Raw genomic sequence first — 16,892 nt, 5'->3', positions numbered from 1 at the left:
TTATTCCCTCTCTTTCACCGTGAATTTTAAATACGTGCGGTCATCGAAGGAAAGATTTCCTTTCGTTAATCCCTTTGCCGACTTATACATTCGAAAACATAGAGGATCTTCTTCTAACACTTTTTGCAGCATTTCTTCAGATTCAATAAGACTATTTTTTAAAAAAGGATAGCCGTCAGATGCCAGTACGATGTATTTCGCATTAGCCGGTACCTCAATCATTTTCACTCTAGAAAAATCAACAGGGAAACCATTAATGATTTCAAACCCATACTGGTTATTAGGTTCATTTTGCATATAGTATTGCTGCCTAATTAATTCCTGGATAACCCTCCGACTCGGATCATCATGTAATAATTCATCGATTGTTTTTCCTTTTTTAATTTCCGCCTCCAAGTAAAGAGATCTTGCGTTTGCTGTAATGTCGTCGATAATCTTTTCATTTTGATACAGTTGGCCATCAATAATACATTGACAATCCCCTATCTGCCAAACCTCTTTATGGAAGTCACTATACACAATCAGACTCGCTGTAGGTGCCATCCAAGCAAATTTTTCTATGTCCTCTAGTATTCCCATTTCAGCATATGCACTCTGAAGGTTATCGTTAATCGCGGCAACCATGTCGTGTAAAAAAACATCTCTTGGTAAGTTTTCTATTGTCGTTTTAATGATTTCTGCTGCAAGTCTTCCTGGTGCCTTACCATTAATCCTTCTGCCCGATATATTTGTCGCACCATCTACTACCGCTACAAAGTTATCTGTATAGACATACAGATCTTCACATAAGAGTGGGTCTCCTTGTTTCCCTATTGATCGTGATTCAATCATTGAAATACTCATCTGACATCACCTTTTTTCATTCGATATTTATCCTGAATTATACCAAACCTGTATTGGACTATCGATATAGTTCTTTGAAGTAAGATAAATTAATATCAAAGCAAAGATTTCTCCGAGTAAGCCCCTTCTCATCGAAGACGGGGCTTTTTTGTTATTTGAGCATTCTTAACTCTTTTGGATTCTAACCGATATCAATATTGGCAGACAAGATTCGACATATTTTAAAGGGGCTAATATATATGGATATCGAACAAATAATTAAAGAAATAAACAACAGCGTGGATGAACTTGATCTAGTCACGGCAAGAAAATACATTGAAGAAAATATCGACTTACTAAATACTAAAAGGAATTTCCTAAATAGAAATGCTCGGGATTTATTGAAAGTCCTAACTGAAATGCATCATTCAAATTACAAGCCGTTACAAAGAAATGAATTAGCTATAATAAATACAATTAATACTTATGCAACAAGGTTTGATTTGAGAGGATTAAAATTACTAATTAAAGAACACTCTCAGCTATTGCTTCGTGAGGATATCATTCCTTACTTTAATAAGGATGCTAAAATTGTGCTAGAAGGTATGGGAGCAATTACAAAGCAATAATGTTTGGATAAGCAATCTATCTCTACTGAGCTAGGACTTTATTAATATTATAGCCCTCACAGATGTGTGGGTTTTTTTATTTAACTTTTATCTTCGAAAAACGTATAAAGTAACTCTTCATTCGAGTTTCTTCCGGGCGGCTGGCTGCACGCCTATATAGTGCTCCGAGATAGTTCATGGAACATCTGTGCAAATCATTAGCTGAATCAGCAGGTTCACCAAAGGACCCGATTTGTTATATAGGTATAATTACCCATTTTAGGGGTGGTTTTGCAGTATTTTGTTGAAATTTGTTGAAAAACTACTACTTTCGCTTTATTATTAAATTAGTTTATTTAAACTATTGACAAAAATTGAAAAAGGCAAACTTATCGAAAGGTAAGGACGCAAAGCTACGGGTCTAAGGTTTTGATACTATGATAGCCGAGTTGCCAAAAGGTTAGTGAATAAATATATCGGTATATCTAAATTTATCCACCATCTTTTTGGTGGATTTTTTTTTATATTGGAAATAAAGGAGCTTCTATTAATGGCTATTAAAAAGAACCTTGATTAATACGAAAGAAGGTTGAAATAAGATGAAGACTATCAGTAAAGAACAAGTATGTTTTAAGTGTAAAGAACTAAAATCCGTTAATGACTTTTATGATAAAGGAAATCGCTTCATGAATTGTTCAGAATGTCGTAGGGATAGATACAATAGAAAAAAGTCGCTCGAAATATTATTAAATAAAGAGAAGAAAACAAGACAATTTGTTTAAGAGTAATCTGAAATACATATCCAAGGTCTGTTCTGGCTGTTCTAGCTATGATTTTCATATAATAAGGAGAGGTTTATCTTGACCGTGCTATTTGGAACTGTTGAATATTTTGAAAAAGAAATAGTGAACCAAATGTCTACTAAAAAGTTGCAACATTCGTCTATTAGTAAAAGTTTAGAATTTGCCTATTCATCGGTAAAAAGTGAAATTACAAATGTTTTTATATGCAGTGATATATTTCGGAAGGATTTATTGGTGAATATTGAAAAAGCATATGAAAAGGTTAGAGGTTCTATGGTGGGGGTTGATTAAAGGTTTTAGTTGAGCTTTTGAACGTGAATTAAAACCAAAATTGAAAGGATTGATGTAAAAGAGGGAGGGGATATTGTAATACATTATCGTTTTATAAATCCTTTACAAGTTGATGTGTAGTCACCGCAACACAAGGGGTGTGCATAGCAAAACCTGCACCAAACTCGATGCAGGTTTTTCAACTTATACCTTAAACCTCTTAATCAACTCTTGTAATTCTTCCGCCATTTTGGTTAATGAGGTTGAGGATGCAGTGATCTCTTCCATGGCAGCGAGTTGTTCTTCTGTCGATGCTGACATGTTTTGTGTATTACTAGAGGTATCATGCGTGATATCCGCTACCACTTCCATACTTCTAACCATCTGTTCCGCTCCGGCCGATAATTCATGAACGGCTGATGTCACTTCTTGAATTTGTGATGTGACCTCTTGTACCGCTTGGCCAATTTGGTTAAATGAGTTTCCAACGTCCTGGATAAAATTAATTCCATTAGTAACTTTTAATGTTGTGTCGTCCATTGATTGCACGGTTTCCTCTGTATCCTCTTGAATCCCAGAAATGAGAGAGGATATCTGTTTTGCAGAAGCTGATGATTGTTCTGCTAGTTTTCTCACTTCATCTGCAACGACGGAAAATCCTTTTCCGTGTTCGCCCGCTCTCGCTGCTTCAATTGCAGCATTTAATGCTAATAGATTTGTCTGATCGGCAATCCCTGTGATGACGCCAATGATTTGGTTAATTTGATTCGAGCTTTCTCCTAACGTTTTTACTTTTTCAGAAAGATGATTCACCGTTTGACTGATTTCGTTCATGCGATTAATAATTTCCGAAACGGATTTGTTTCCATCCATAGCTTTATCTGAAGCTTTTACCGATGTATTTGAAACGATTTCTGAGCTTTCTGCGATTTGTCTGACTAACGAAGATAAATCAATGATCGTTTGATTGGTTTCATCCAGGCTTTGAACCTGTTTGTCTGTACCAACTGCTACCTCCTGAACGGTCGAAGCAATGACTTCGGTTGCTCTTGTCGTTTCTTCAGAGCTTGCTGATAATTGTTCCGAAGCTGCAGCCACCTGTTCAGCACTCGTCGCTACCTGTCTGACTAAATCTCTTAACTTGCTCACCATGAGATTAAAGGATGACGCCATTTCCCCAAGTTCGTCTTTTGTTTTAATAGAAATGGCTTGGGTTAGGTCAGCCTCGCCTTCAGCAATTTCCTTCAAGCGTCTATTCATGGTCATAATTGGTTTATTAATTGACTTTATAAGCACGATTGAAGCTAAAGCCCCTCCAATGATTGATACAAGGGTAACCGCATAAAGAATAATCGAACCTATTTTTTGCATCTTTTCCAATGATTTTGTATCATTGTCAATCGTTTTGGTTACTTCAGCAATAAACGTTTCAACTGAAGGATCCACTAACTCTTTTCTGATGGATCTTTGTTCGTTCATATGAATCTCCAGGGCTAATTCCTGATCTCCATCTCTGTATGCATCTACCATTTTTTTATTTGTGTCAAAATAAGTTTGTAGGTTGTTCTTAATTTCTTCCAGTGCTTTTGCATCTTCAGAATCTAGAGCTACCTTTTGAATGTCTGAAAAATATTGTTCAATATCATTTTCTTTATTTGCAATTCCATCTACGAACTCCTCATCCCCAGTCAGGAGAAAAGCTCGTTCATCATTCGAAATCCCTGTAAAACGGTATTCGATAGACTTCAAATTAAATTGCAAGGCTTGATGCGCCTCTATATTCTTATATACCTTCTCGGTTCCATTTTGTTGAAATAAGGATAAGCCTCCTGTAACAAGGAGAGCTACTATCAATAAAGAAACTAGTAAACTCAGTTTTGTTTTTATCTTCATAATGACCCTCTTCCCCTGATGTATATACCTATTATCGGTTGTTTTTCTACAAAGTTTTACATTACTCGACTAGTACAATTTTACCATAGGTCAAGTCGGAGGACGGTTAATATTCTATGAATTTATTTAAAATAAAATAATTCAAAAACAGAAAGGAGGTCTTAAGGTCGTGCTCCTGTGATGATGAAGATGAAATAACGTCTTTGTGAAAAAGGGGACTGTAACAGCCATTATTTTGGAGTATGAAACCTTGTCAATCAAATGTTTGTTTGAAATGCAAACCTACCGTCACCACTTGGCTAATCTGCCACACAAACGTTTGATTGAATTTATAATTCACGATTAGTACAGATGTTTTTAAAACTAATTTTTACTATATGAAAATATAAAAATACCTCCATTTGATAACTATCAAAAATGGAGGTATTAGCATATCCTTATTTTATTCCCATATTGCGTTTACGTTACTGGTGAGCATTGCTTTCATTTCCTGACTAGCGTTGCTGTTGTTTATGTGTTTCTTGAAGTCTTCTAGATGTTTTTTGGCTTTTTGTACATCGCCATTGTCATAATGATGCTGTGCTTGTTCTAATCGGTTTGTTAGTTGCATGGATAGTGAATGGTCGATTTGTTTAGATTCCAAAAGCTCCGAAATTTGCTTGGCTAATGTCGTTGTGGTAACTGTAACTGTCACCGTAAATTGATTGGATCTATATTCTTCATCTTCGTAGGTAACGATCGCTTGAATGTCAGTAGTTCCTGCATTCCCCCCGATAACTTTTCCATTTTCTACTGTGGCAACCTGAGGTGAACTACTTACCCACTCCACCTCAAAATCAGTAAGATCAACTAATTCTCCATTTATGTGGCGGACTGAAAGATTCATCTCCATATCCTCGCCTTGAAGCACCATTGTATCTTCTGCAGAGAGGGCGACTTCATCAAGTAAAACTTCTTTCTTATACGTAAGTTGGAAATCATCATAATAGGCACCTGATGTTGTAAAGAAATTAGAGGCCCCTGCAAATAATCTTGCAAACGCGGCATTGTCTGGCGCTTGAACTGTTGCTCGTACCGTTTGCCATTGTTTATGTCCGCCCCTTACATGAATGATGTTCACACCATCCTGGTCTTTCCCGACTTGTTTACCAGATTCATCGAAATAACGTAGGAAGAAGCTCGCACTACCATCTTCCAAATACATTTCTACTGTGGCTGTATACTCAACTCCCGGTTTAACTGAAATTGGATCTGATTGGACAAACACCGTTTCATTTTGAGCCGCATCCGTAATCTTCAAGGCAGAGTTTCCTGATTTGGCCTTTTCATTCGTTATCCCATAAGATACATTACCTGAAAGGCCAAATAAAGATGACCAGCCCGGAATACGATTATCTTCTCCTACTGTTTCTTCAAAACCTGGATTTTCAAACGATACTGGAACTGATTCATATACGGGTTCAACAGGTAGTTTCCCTCCATCAATGACAGGAATCATTTTTAAATAATGCTTGTCACCGTCGAGGAAATAGATATTTTGATTTCCTTCGGCATCATAGGCTAGTTCCATGAACGTGACTTCAGGACCGTTCTCAATTAAGCTAACATGATTGAGATCTTCTGAGTTTGGATCTACAACCGCTAGTTTTCCACCAATATCTGTATACAATAAACCATCTTCACCAAACAGGATATGAACAGGTCTCCACATTCCTCTATTTTTGATATTCGGATATAGATTCTTCGAATTTACAATTTCGTACGTATCAGGGTTCATCGCAAATAAGATACCATCAACCGCTCCCCATAACAAACCATCTTCATCAAAGGTTAATCCGCTTATCATTGGTGGATTATCCAATTCTGGTAAGTCTAATTCAAATTCTGTAAGTTTCTTTTTACTTTCGATATCCCAAACAAACATTTTTGCCTTCTTGGCAGTTGGTTCAATATCCAACCCGCCACGGATGGTAGTAGAACCATAAATTTTGCCATCTTTATAAGCAAGTCCAACGATACTTTGATCTTGGACGATATTTCTGTGTGTCTCTCTTTCTCCTGTAGCAGGATCATAGATTGTCAGAGTTCCACCTAATTTTTGATAGTAAGGAATCGTACCAATTAATAATTTATCATTCTCGAATTTCATAATGTATGGACGGTCTTGTTCATACTCATCATATAAATTGAAGAGTGTCTTCACTTCTAACGTATCTGTATTCATCTTTTGAATAGATGCTCCGGAGTAGATTCCAAAATACATGTCAGAACCATTTCCAGCAACCATTCCTTCTGCTTGCCCTTGAGAATACGTGATAATTTCACCTGTTTTGGTGTTATATCTTGCCCCTTTAGGACCGCCAGGGTAAGTAGTCATGTACAAGTTTCCATCAGGACCAAGCCCAAGACTATGTAAATCTAACGGTAAATTACCATTCATCGCTAAAGGTAAATCAATGATTTTCTTCTCATCCAAATCAACTGTCATAATCTCCCCGGATCTCTTAACTGTAACAAGACGTAAATCTGTCGAATCCTCCCCAAAGTCAACAAAAGCAAGTCCGCGCCATCCTGCAGGGTAACGTATACCTGTTTCCCTTGTTTCTAATGTGGTTAGATCGATTTCTAAAATATGGCGATTGTGAATCACATATGTTTTGTTCTCATTTACGGCCAATTGAGAGTACCCAAAAGCTCCATAGTCATCTTCTGAACCATCGCCAATTTTACCTAATATAGTATCCTCATCCCATTCTTGTGTTTCAAGATCATAAAACAAAATAGCACTTACTTCGCTAAATCTGACAACGAGGTACTTTCCAGCGACCTCCATATCATAGGCAAATCCCATTGCTTCAACTGTTGTCCCTAGAATGTCAGGAGCATTTTTAGTGATTTTCTCCTTTTCAAGGGTCTCAGTATTGATTCGGTATACATTTCCCGTAACCCCCAAGCCTGCATATAGGTAACCGTTATGGTAAGTCAAGGACCTCACATAACTAGCGTCGCCCTCCACATCTACTTTTCCAAGATCAATAAATACTTGTTTAGAAACATCATATTTAAAGATTTTTCCTTCTTTCTCCTTGTATGTTCCGATATAGACATTCCCATCATCGTCTGTTGTGCTGCTCCAAAATTGATGACTAGAATCTGGTATCCCGAGATTCTTAACGGATTTTGTTTCTGGTGAATAGCTCCAAAGTTCTCCGGCATTCTTTTCTGCTAGCCCCGCAATATATACCGTTCCATCTGGAGCAATAATATGCGTCCAAACCTGGTTTACCTTTCCTAACTGAGCATTAAAAAGAACCGTATTGTTTTTAACATCAATAACATTAAATAACCCACCGTTTGCCGTTGTATAAACAACATCTTTTCCGTTCTCTTTCCCAAATACCGCATCAGTCACGACAGCACCTGTGGCAGGAGTACCCAGATTCTGCACTTCTTTAAAACCGCGACCATTCAATTTTGCAACCACAGTCTCATCTGTATTCGTTTCGGCACTTGCATTGAATGGAAAGAAGCTAGTGATTAACACGACAGTTAAGAAACTCAAGAACAGCTTTCGATACCTTTTTTTCTCCATAATAAATCTCCTTTCATTACTTTGTTAGCGCATACATTTCTTACAAGAATTTTACATACCTCCTTAAAAAGGTTAGTTAGCAGATAACACGATGAAAATTTAGAATCTTTACTTCTTTACGGTAACAAGTCCATAATAAAGTCGAGAAGTTGTCTTTAACATGTCTTTAACAAGTTCCATTAAAAATGAGACTAACTTCATAGGACAAAAGTAGGTTCTAGCGTCCGCCTCCTGGTACATATAGGTTTCAGACTTCAATCAAAAGTTTGTTTGATAGCACCCGTATTCTTTCGATGATGGTGAAATAAAAAAGTGACCCTTTTGATCTAGAGTCACTTCCTTCCTTGCTTATTAACCTGTTCCCTTGATGTCATCTTGTTCACAACATTCACTCCGCCTGATGCCGAAATTACACTGCCGGTAATAAAATCGGAGTTCTCTTCACAGAGAAAAGCAATGATTCTCGCAATATCCTCTCCTGTTCCAGGTCGGCCGATTGGTGTAACAGGGTCTTTTTGTGTGCGTGCTGTGCTGATAGTGGCCTCCTTCATCTCTCCGGTGATGTCCCCAGGGCACACCATGTTTGCGGTGATTCCATGTTCAGCTTCTTCGAGGGCAATTGATTTGGTGAGTGAAACCAGCCCCACCTTTGCTGCACTAAAGGCCGCGCGATACATCCAGCCAGGTGCGCTTTCAGCATCCTGAAAACCATAGGTGATGATTCTGCCGAATTTTTGCTCGCGCATAACAGGAATGGTCAACTTGAGAAAATGAAACACTGACGTAAGATTGCCGTCGATCATCTCATTCCACTCGTGATCCTCGTAATCTACTAATTTTTTTCGTTCAAAAACATAAGGACCGGCGTTGTTGATGAGGTAATCAATTCGCCCAAAGCGGCTTATTGCTTGGTTGAAAATGTTAGTTACATCATCTTTTTTGGTGATGTCACCTTGAACGAATTGAATGCATTCTAAATAGGGTTTCCATTCTTTTTTTAGTTCGAGGACCCGGGCCTCGTCACTCCTGTAGTTCACTGTCACTGAGCAACCCATCTTTAAAAATTCCTCGGTTACTTTTCTGCCTAAGCCTTTCGTTCCCGCTGTAATGACTGCATGTCTCACCTCATTCACCTGCCTTTCGTTTTCGAAGTTGGTTGGATCTACCCTACCTGTTTAATAGTGTTAAAAACTCGAGCCTTGAGTCTGCGCGTTCTTCGAATGTGCCTCTTACAGCTGTTGTGGTCGTTTCGGAGTTTGTCTTTTTGATACCGCGACCACACATACACATGTGCTTTGCTTCGATGACGACCATCGTGCCCTGCGGTTCAAGGATTTCTTCAATCGCATCTGCAATTTGGTTTGTTAGTGTTTCCTGGACCTGAAATCGTTTCGCATAGCCATCTACCATTCTGCCAATCTTGGATAGTCCGGTTACCTTCTCATTCGGTATGTATCCGACATGGGCGACACCAAAGAACGGGGCGAAATGATGCTCACACATGGAGTGGAACTCGATATTTTTCACTAAAACGAGTTCACGGTGTGCGACATCGAACACCTTTTTCAAATGGTTCTTAGGATCTTCTTGGTAGCCTTCGGTGTATTCGAGGAAGGCTTTGACGACTCGCTGTGGTGTTTCGATAAGCCCATCGCGGTTCGGATCATCCCCGCATAGTTCGATTAGCTGTTTTAGCGATTCTGCAACGTGTAGGGCTTGTTTGATTTTTTCAGGTTTTTCTTCAAATATACGTGGGAATTTTTCAATTATGTTTGTATCTGTATCTATTAAAGACATAATGTCGAACCTCTTTTCGTCATAGTGAACTTTACTACTACTTCTCCTTTTGTAAGGGATTTCCTTCCTACAAAATACCTATTTGCTTCGGGGGTAGGGTTGTTTGGAAATAGAGTAACTTTTGTTTTGAGCATTCTTTTTTGTTTGAGGTGCGGCTGGGTGTCACCATAGGAACTTTTATCAAGGACTTCCCCGTTGTTCCCAACCCGATTTGTCTTTGAAAGGTTATCTCTGAGACATTTTGGTCGAAACGAAGCCCAGTTTTGTCCACGAGAGCATGTCTCAGAGACATTTCAAATGATTCGCTGTTTGGTTTTGTCTCTGAAGACCAACGGAAACTCTTCCCCTCTACTACCTTTGTAGTATTTTTCTATAATTCCTTCGTTTTCCGAATGTTTTCGTTGAGATATAAAAGTTTTTCCAGTAAGATTTTGATGACATATTTCGAAAAATTAGAAATTCTTTAAGTTGTAGGAGGCTTTTTTTATGGTTTCAAATGAAATGAAAAATGAACGGCAAAGGAGAGACACACATTTAAGTCAACTTGCCTCCGTTGGGCAGATTGCAGCAGGAATTGCACATGAGGTGCGCAATCCACTTACAGCCGTAAAGGGATTTTTGCAGCTTCTGCAGCAGGAGGAAGAGCATGAATATCTTGACATTGCACAAAGCGAGCTCAACAACGCACTTGTTACCCTGAACGATTTGCTCCAGGTGTCCAAGCCTGATTTAGAGGACGAAGATGCGCAAGTGATTCATCTTGCGGCCGAATTAGAATCCATTTTAAATCTATTTTTAGATAAATTGTATGAAATTGAGCTTGAGACGGACTTCCAGAATACGGATGCTGCCATTGTTGGAAAGAAAAATCAGTTCAAAAAAGCCTTTTTTAACTTAATTAAAAATGCCATCGAGTCGATTGAGGAGAGCGGTACGATCAAGATTTCGCACCTTGCCACCGACAAGGATGTGATTGTCACCATTACGGATTCGGGCGTCGGTATTCCAAAGGAAAAAATGAACCTACTCGGGACACCCTTTTTTACAACAAAGGACGCGGGTACTGGAATGGGGCTTGCACAGGTTTTCTCTGTTGTCTATCAGCATGGCGGGGACATTTCCGTAGACAGTGAATTGAAAGCCGGAACTACATTTACAATCAGACTACCAAAACAACATAAACCGATTAATCGAGGTGTTCGAAAGTTGAATCTCATCTATAAAGATTCTATTAAAGAGTTTTTCCAAGAAAATAAAGTCTATTTTGAAGAGAAGTTGCTGGAGGAAGCCATTAATGTAAAGGATAAAATCCACGAAATTCACACAGTTGGAAACATTAATCTCCTCGAAAATGCTCACAGACTTGTACTCTATGTCGTCGAAGAACGTGAGCACGAAGTAATTACGTTCGCCAAGCGTGAGGGCGCGGCTTGGGCTAAAAATTCGCTAACACTTGCCTTCAAGCTTGAATGGATTCAAGCGATTCGTCGTACGCTCTGGGACTTCCTCTATAATTATGATCTGTTGTTGGACAATGAAACGGGTCGTGATGCCTTTTTTAGTCTTGAAAAAAAGATCAATATCCTGCTCGACCATTTTTTAACACACTTCTTTATCAGTTATTCAAAATACAAAGACGAACTACTGGAATCGCAACGGCAGCTTGTTGAAAATCTGTCTGTTCCGATCATTCCGATTAACAAGGACACATATATTATCCCGCTGATTGGTGGCATTGACCATCGTCGGGTAGTGACACTCGAGGATAAAATTTTATCAACCATTGAAAATGAACATTTCCGTACACTAATTATGGATCTGTCCGGTGTCGCCTACATGGAAGACGAAGTAATCTACCGCTTCATGAAGCTGATTGAGGGTGTTAAAATGATGGGCTGCCGAACCGTCCTCACCGGAATCCGTGCCGAAATCGTGAAAAAAATGATTGCATTAGGTATTAGCTTTGCTGATATCGCGGAATCCAAAGGCACTCTGCAGCTGGCATTGAAAGATTACCTGTTTGTTGGGGATGAAGTGGAGTAGTTGCCCTTCAATCGCAAAAGGCCTTCAGACTTTTTCTGAAGGCCCATGCAATCTTACGAACGATTATTTTCGATGACCATGGCGATTCCTTGGCCGCCTCCGATACAGAGGCTCACCACCGCGTATCTTTTATCCCTGCGTCTCAGCTCGTATGCCGCTGACAACAGGATTCTTGCGCCACTCGCACCGACTGGGTGGCCTAACGCGACAGCTCCGCCATTGACGTTTGTTTTCTCACGGTCCAACCCAAGTTCTTTTTCGACAGAGAGATATTGCGCCGCGAAGGCTTCGTTTACTTCGACCAAATCCATATCGGCTAAGCTTAATTTTGCGCGTTCAAGCGCTTTTTGAATAGCAGGAACGGGACCGATTCCCATGATGGTCGGATCGACTCCGGCTACTCCCCACGAAATCACCTTCGCAAGTGGCTTGAGTCCATTTTCACGGACTGCTTTTTCACCTGCAACGATAACGGATGCTGCGCCGTCATTGATTCCAGATGCGTTTGCAGCGGTAACGGTTCCGTCAGCAATGAAGGACGGCCGTAATTTACTTATCGACTCCAAATTTGCGTTCGGCTTGATATGTTCATCTTTTTCTACTAAAATACTTCCTTTTCTCGTTTTTACCTCGACAGCTACGATTTCTTCGGCAAAGGTTCCATTCTCAGATGCTTTTGCTGCTCTCTGATTGGATTCAATTGCGAATTGATCTTGCTCCTCCCTGGTGATTGTATACTTTCTAGCTAGTTTTTCAGCGGTCATGCCCATGCCCGTTCCCGTGTATTGGTCGGTGAGGGTTGTCAGCAACATGTCTTCAAACTGAAGATTTCCCATTTTTGAACCCCCATACCGCTGGGTAAAATTCGCATACGGGGATTGGGACATGTTCTCCGTTCCTCCTGCCAGTACGATGTTAGCATCTCCAACTAAAATATGTTGTGCAGCGGAAACGACAGATTGCAGCCCAGACCCGCATAGTCGGTTAACCATAAATGCAGGAACCTCCTGTGGAACGTCACTATGTAATGCGATATGCCGTGCCAGGTAAGAAGCATTTTTTTCGGTATGAATAACGTTACCGTAAATCACGTGATCAATTTGAGCAGGATCAACCTTGGAGCGCTTCATCGCTTCAACTGCGGTGGCGTGTCCTAACTTGGTTGCACCTATTCCTGAAAATGATCCTCCAAAACTAGTGAATGCTGTGCGAGCTCCATCAATAATGAAAATTGGTTCCATGGCAAGACCTCCTTTTTTAACTAGTTTACCATGTTACCAGCAATATGTAATGAATATTCTGACTAATAAATTGTGAAGAGGCGTACATTTCTGCACACCTAAGCTTTGGCATTATTCAGTTGTTTATGTCGAAACTCGGGTGCAGGAAACAGCGATTGCCGTTTGTGGAGGGAATATGTACAACCCTAAGGTGCATGTCGTCGTTGGTTAATTCGATGTAGGTCTTGGTGGGCCTTTCTACCTATATCATAATTATTTCCTTGGCAGATTTCTGTTAACTTTGTCACACTTTTTACTTTTTTTACAATTTATTTGAAGTTTTTTTCAAATGCGGTCAGGCAAACTTAAAGTTTCTCTATAGCATACGTTACATACGGCCCTCTCGCAGCCCCCTCGTATGTGAAGTTTGCGATTTGGACCCCCTTCCCTGGTACCGGGTAAATTGGATGTACCGGCGGAATACATGAGGAACGCGTTCTTTAAAAGGACCATTTGCGTGGAATTTGAGGAACTTGCAGAACAGTACAAACCATTAATTTTTCAGGTGATAAAACGGTTGAGATTGTACGGGGACAAGGAGACGTTTTACCAGATTGGCTTAATCGGGCTTTGGGAGGCGTCGACCCGCTTTAATCCAAAAAAAGGTGTTGAGTTTTCGACCTTTGCCTTTTCAACCATTCGCGGAAAGCTCCTCGATCATTTAAAAAGGGAGGCTCGCTACCAGGAGTATTGCCAGCCTTCAGGGGAGCAGCTTTTTATGAAGCTGGCGGATTGCTCAGAGGTATATTCGGTGGACTTGATTGAAGAATATGGCAAAGGATTGACAGACAACCAAGTGAAGTGGATTCAGGGGCGAATTATGGAGGATAAGAGCTATAAGGAAATCGCCGCTGAGCATGGTGTAACCGTGGAATCGGTAAAGTCCTGGGGACGGCAGGCGGTTAAGAAATTGCGTGGAGTAATGATAGTAGAAAGATAGTTTGTTTGGGAGGGGTGATGAACGGGAAAACAGGTTGGGATTCTGGAAAGTATCCCCTTCATCGGATTACTTTTAGCTGCCTCCTCCGAATATTCAACACTAACCCAATCTTTCCCTAATTATTTTTCGAGAATAATGCATGATTAGGATCTCGGCATTGGGCAACAATGGATGGTGAGGTGAGAACATGATTATGAGATTGCTGATTCTCGCAATTCTTGTGGAGATTGGGGTGTTTTGGTATGTTCATCAAGAAAAAACACCTATCCAGATTCAGGTGGAGGAATTGCCACAGCGTGAGCTCTTTCTGGACATGAAAAAGGTACCTGCCGATGAACCAGAGCCTGCTGTCGAAACAGCAGCAACAACGGATCCGTTAACGGTGATAAAAGACAAATATACGATTGAATTTGAGAATTTAGAGAAGGAAACAAAAAAGAACGCAAAGGACCTGCTGTCACGAGCAAAGGCTGATTTCATTGAAGAAACTGATGGGGTTGCTGTTCTACAGGTCATGAGCAACTATTATAACGAGTTTAAGACGCTTGAAAAAGAAACGGACGAGGCCTTCGAACAAATTTACACGCAACTTGAAACAGAACTAGAGGCAAGCGGCTATTCAAAGGACGAGGCGGCTCCTTTTCGTGAACAATACGAGGAAAAGAAGAAAAAGATGCTTAAAAAGGCACTGGATGTACAAGGAAGTTATGAGTAGGATATGGGATTGTTCCCTAAGTTCAAGGAATTGTTCTCTAACTCTTAATAATTGTTCCCTAACTCTCAATAATTGTCCCTAGCCTAAAGCTAACCAATCATGGTTACGAGAGTCGGTTCTTAATAGACTTTTTTTCAGCAAAATTGACTCCCGCAGAAGTTGAAATAAGCGGTTAGAATGCTTATAATAAAGATATACTAAAAAAGATCAGGTGCGTCAACACCTGATCAACACAATTACATGCCGCAAAGTGAGCGGCTAACCTATCTTTAAAGGATTACAAAATGGAAGTAATCACCCCTAAAACCTTGGTAGAGGCGGGGCGGTTACTTCTTTTTGTTTGCAACGACCAACATAACTACAATTGTTATGACCCCTAGCAAAACTAAATTAGATTGCAGTGCCACAGACATTGCCTCGTATGACGTCATCTGACCACCTCCCTTCTCAAGGAAGTGGCTAACCGCCCACCCGCATTATGTAACTGTACCCCTATTTTAACATTTCAGATAATAGATTACTAGCAAAAACAGAACATTTGTTCGCGTTATTTTTTCTGCCTCTGTGATAGAATATAGAAAAATCTAGTAAGGGAGCTTGCTACTATGAATTTTTTCGAAAAGTTGATTTCAGATTATGATTTTACATTAGATAAACACGGTGTGAGCGGACAGCGCTTGGCCTCACGGCTCGCGGCTCTTTCAGAAATTGGACTAACTCCTGAGAACGGCTCACATCGAATCGGTTTTTCCAAGGAAGAAAAAGCTGCGAAAGATTTAGTGAAGCAATGGATGACAGAAGCCGGTCTCACCGTAACCGAGGATGGGGCTGGTAATGTATTCGGCCGTCTTGATGGCAAAAATTCAACTCTACCTGCACTCTTGTCTGGTTCCCATGTCGATAGTGTTCCAAATGGTGGACATTTCGACGGTCCCCTCGGTGTGCTCGTAGCACTCGAGGTTGTGGAGGCTTGGAAACAAACTGGCTTTGTACCGGAGCGCCCATTTGAGGTCGTTATTTTTTCTGATGAGGAAGGCGCACGATTTAACGGCGGTTTCAGTGGAAGTTCGTCAATGATTGGTGAAGCGACTCGTGAAGAATACCTTCCGAAAATAGATATCAATGGTGACTCTTTTCCAAAGGTTTTAGAAGACGTCGGGCTTTCAGTGGATGAATTTTTCAATTCAAAAAGGGATCTATCCAAACTTGAGGGATTTGTGGAAATACATATTGAGCAAGGAAAAAGGTTGGAGCGTGCAGGGGTGCCCATTGGAATTGTAACTGGAATCGCAGGGCCTTGCTGGTTAAAAATGACGTTTACGGGTCGCGCTGGACATGCGGGCAACACGCCAATGGACGACCGCAGAGATGCGCTAGTTGCAGCGAGCCAATTCATCTACGAAGTTCAGTCACTTCCTGAGCAAGTAAGTTCATCAGCGGTCGCAACCGTTGGAAAGGTCGATGTCCTGCCAAACGGCGTGAATGTCATTCCAGGTGAGGTGCGACTCACCGTCGATATTCGTGATATTAAAAAAGAAACACGGGATCAGCTCGTTGACATGGTAATAGAAAAGGCTAAAACAATTTCAACTGCACATGGAATTGAGATCCACTGTGAGGAAACATTGCGAGAAGCACCTGTTCCGATTAGCGAATACATGCAGCAAAAACTTGAAAAATCTGTGTTGGCCCAAGGGATTGAACCTGTGTATTTACCAAGCGGTGCCGGGCACGACTCCATGATTGTCGGACATGTGCTGCCCGTGGCGATGATTTTCGTCCAAAGCAAAGATGGCATCAGCCATAACCCAGCCGAATGGTCATCATTAAGCGACTGCGTACAATCCGTGCACGTGTTGAAGGATTTCGTGGAGGGGTATGATAAAATAGACTGACGCTATAGGTGTGGCCCATCACCCGATCATTACAATCACAGCCGCGAAGTTTGAACTTCTAGCGGAAGGAAGTAACCACGTAAAACCTAGGGCGGAGATACGCGGTTACTTCTTTTTGATTGTGACAACCAGACACCGAACATATACTTGTTTTGCTTCTACATCTGAATATTTGCGTCTTTACACCAGGATTTGCGTCCTCCCACCAACATTTGCGTCGATATCTACTTTTTT

General features: G+C 40.5%; 12 protein-coding genes and 1 riboswitch. Of the genes, 6 read left to right on the top strand and 6 right to left on the bottom strand.

The features are described 5' to 3' along the window. On the bottom strand, nt 1–843 hold the full coding sequence (locus tag V7138_RS22405) for a hypothetical protein (protein ID WP_335401799.1): 843 nt from the start codon (nt 841–843) through the stop codon (nt 1–3). Nucleotides 844–1,082: 239 nt separating this feature from the next. Between V7138_RS22405 and V7138_RS22400 the strand changes: the two genes are divergently transcribed. Next, the gene (locus V7138_RS22400) at nt 1,083–1,451 is read left to right on the top strand and encodes a hypothetical protein (protein WP_335401797.1); all 369 of its coding nucleotides are present in this window, start codon (nt 1,083–1,085) and stop codon (nt 1,449–1,451) included. 351 nt (nt 1,452–1,802) lie between these two features. Beyond that, nucleotides 1,803–1,887: riboswitch (cyclic di-GMP riboswitch) on the top strand. Nucleotides 1,888–2,290: 403 nt separating this feature from the next. After that, the gene (locus tag V7138_RS22395; RefSeq protein ID WP_335401795.1) at nt 2,291–2,524 is read left to right on the top strand and encodes a hypothetical protein; all 234 of its coding nucleotides are present in this window, start codon (nt 2,291–2,293) and stop codon (nt 2,522–2,524) included. 183 nt (nt 2,525–2,707) lie between these two features. Here the strand turns inward: V7138_RS22395 and V7138_RS22390 are convergent, their stop codons facing one another. From V7138_RS22390 to folE, 4 genes are all read right to left on the bottom strand, one after another. Then, nucleotides 2,708–4,396 carry a methyl-accepting chemotaxis protein gene (locus V7138_RS22390; RefSeq protein WP_335401792.1) on the bottom strand — a complete coding sequence of 563 codons (1,689 nt, stop codon included), beginning with the start codon at nt 4,394–4,396 and terminating at the stop codon, nt 2,708–2,710. A 442-nt stretch (nt 4,397–4,838) separates the two neighbouring features. Next, nucleotides 4,839–7,988, bottom strand: coding sequence for an FIMAH domain-containing protein (locus V7138_RS22385; RefSeq protein ID WP_335401790.1), 3,150 nt, complete (start codon nt 7,986–7,988; stop codon nt 4,839–4,841). A 332-nt stretch (nt 7,989–8,320) separates the two neighbouring features. Continuing rightward, a complete protein-coding gene (locus V7138_RS22380; protein WP_335401788.1) occupies nt 8,321–9,112 on the bottom strand; it encodes an SDR family oxidoreductase in 792 nt (263 codons plus the stop codon). A gap of 43 nt (nt 9,113–9,155) precedes the next feature. After that, complete coding sequence (folE, locus tag V7138_RS22375; RefSeq protein WP_335401785.1) at nt 9,156–9,785, bottom strand: GTP cyclohydrolase I FolE; 630 nt, start codon at nt 9,783–9,785, stop codon at nt 9,156–9,158. Nucleotides 9,786–10,271: 486 nt separating this feature from the next. Between folE and V7138_RS22370 the strand changes: the two genes are divergently transcribed. Further along, on the top strand, nt 10,272–11,828 hold the full coding sequence (locus V7138_RS22370; RefSeq protein WP_335401783.1) for an ATP-binding protein: 1,557 nt from the start codon (nt 10,272–10,274) through the stop codon (nt 11,826–11,828). 53 nt (nt 11,829–11,881) lie between these two features. Here the strand turns inward: V7138_RS22370 and V7138_RS22365 are convergent, their stop codons facing one another. Next, entirely contained in the window at nt 11,882–13,069 is a 1,188-nt protein-coding gene (locus tag V7138_RS22365) for an acetyl-CoA C-acetyltransferase (protein ID WP_335401780.1), read from the bottom strand. A 463-nt stretch (nt 13,070–13,532) separates the two neighbouring features. Between V7138_RS22365 and V7138_RS22360 the strand changes: the two genes are divergently transcribed. The 3 genes from V7138_RS22360 (at nt 13,533) to V7138_RS22350 (ending at nt 16,658) form a co-directional block, all read left to right on the top strand. Then, a complete protein-coding gene (locus V7138_RS22360) occupies nt 13,533–14,048 on the top strand; it encodes a sigma-70 family RNA polymerase sigma factor (protein WP_335401778.1) in 516 nt (171 codons plus the stop codon). Between the two features lie 187 nt (nt 14,049–14,235). Then, the gene (locus tag V7138_RS22355) at nt 14,236–14,763 is read left to right on the top strand and encodes a hypothetical protein (RefSeq protein WP_335401776.1); all 528 of its coding nucleotides are present in this window, start codon (nt 14,236–14,238) and stop codon (nt 14,761–14,763) included. 605 nt (nt 14,764–15,368) lie between these two features. Next, a complete protein-coding gene (locus V7138_RS22350) occupies nt 15,369–16,658 on the top strand; it encodes a M20 family metallo-hydrolase (protein WP_335401773.1) in 1,290 nt (429 codons plus the stop codon). Nucleotides 16,659–16,892 lie beyond the last annotated feature (234 nt).

Origin of the sequence: Bacillus sp. JJ1533 (assembly GCF_036965045.1) — a bacterium.
Lineage (GTDB): Bacteria > Bacillota > Bacilli > Bacillales > Bacillaceae_L > Ferdinandcohnia.
This window is presented reverse-complemented; position numbering and strand designations above follow the sequence as displayed.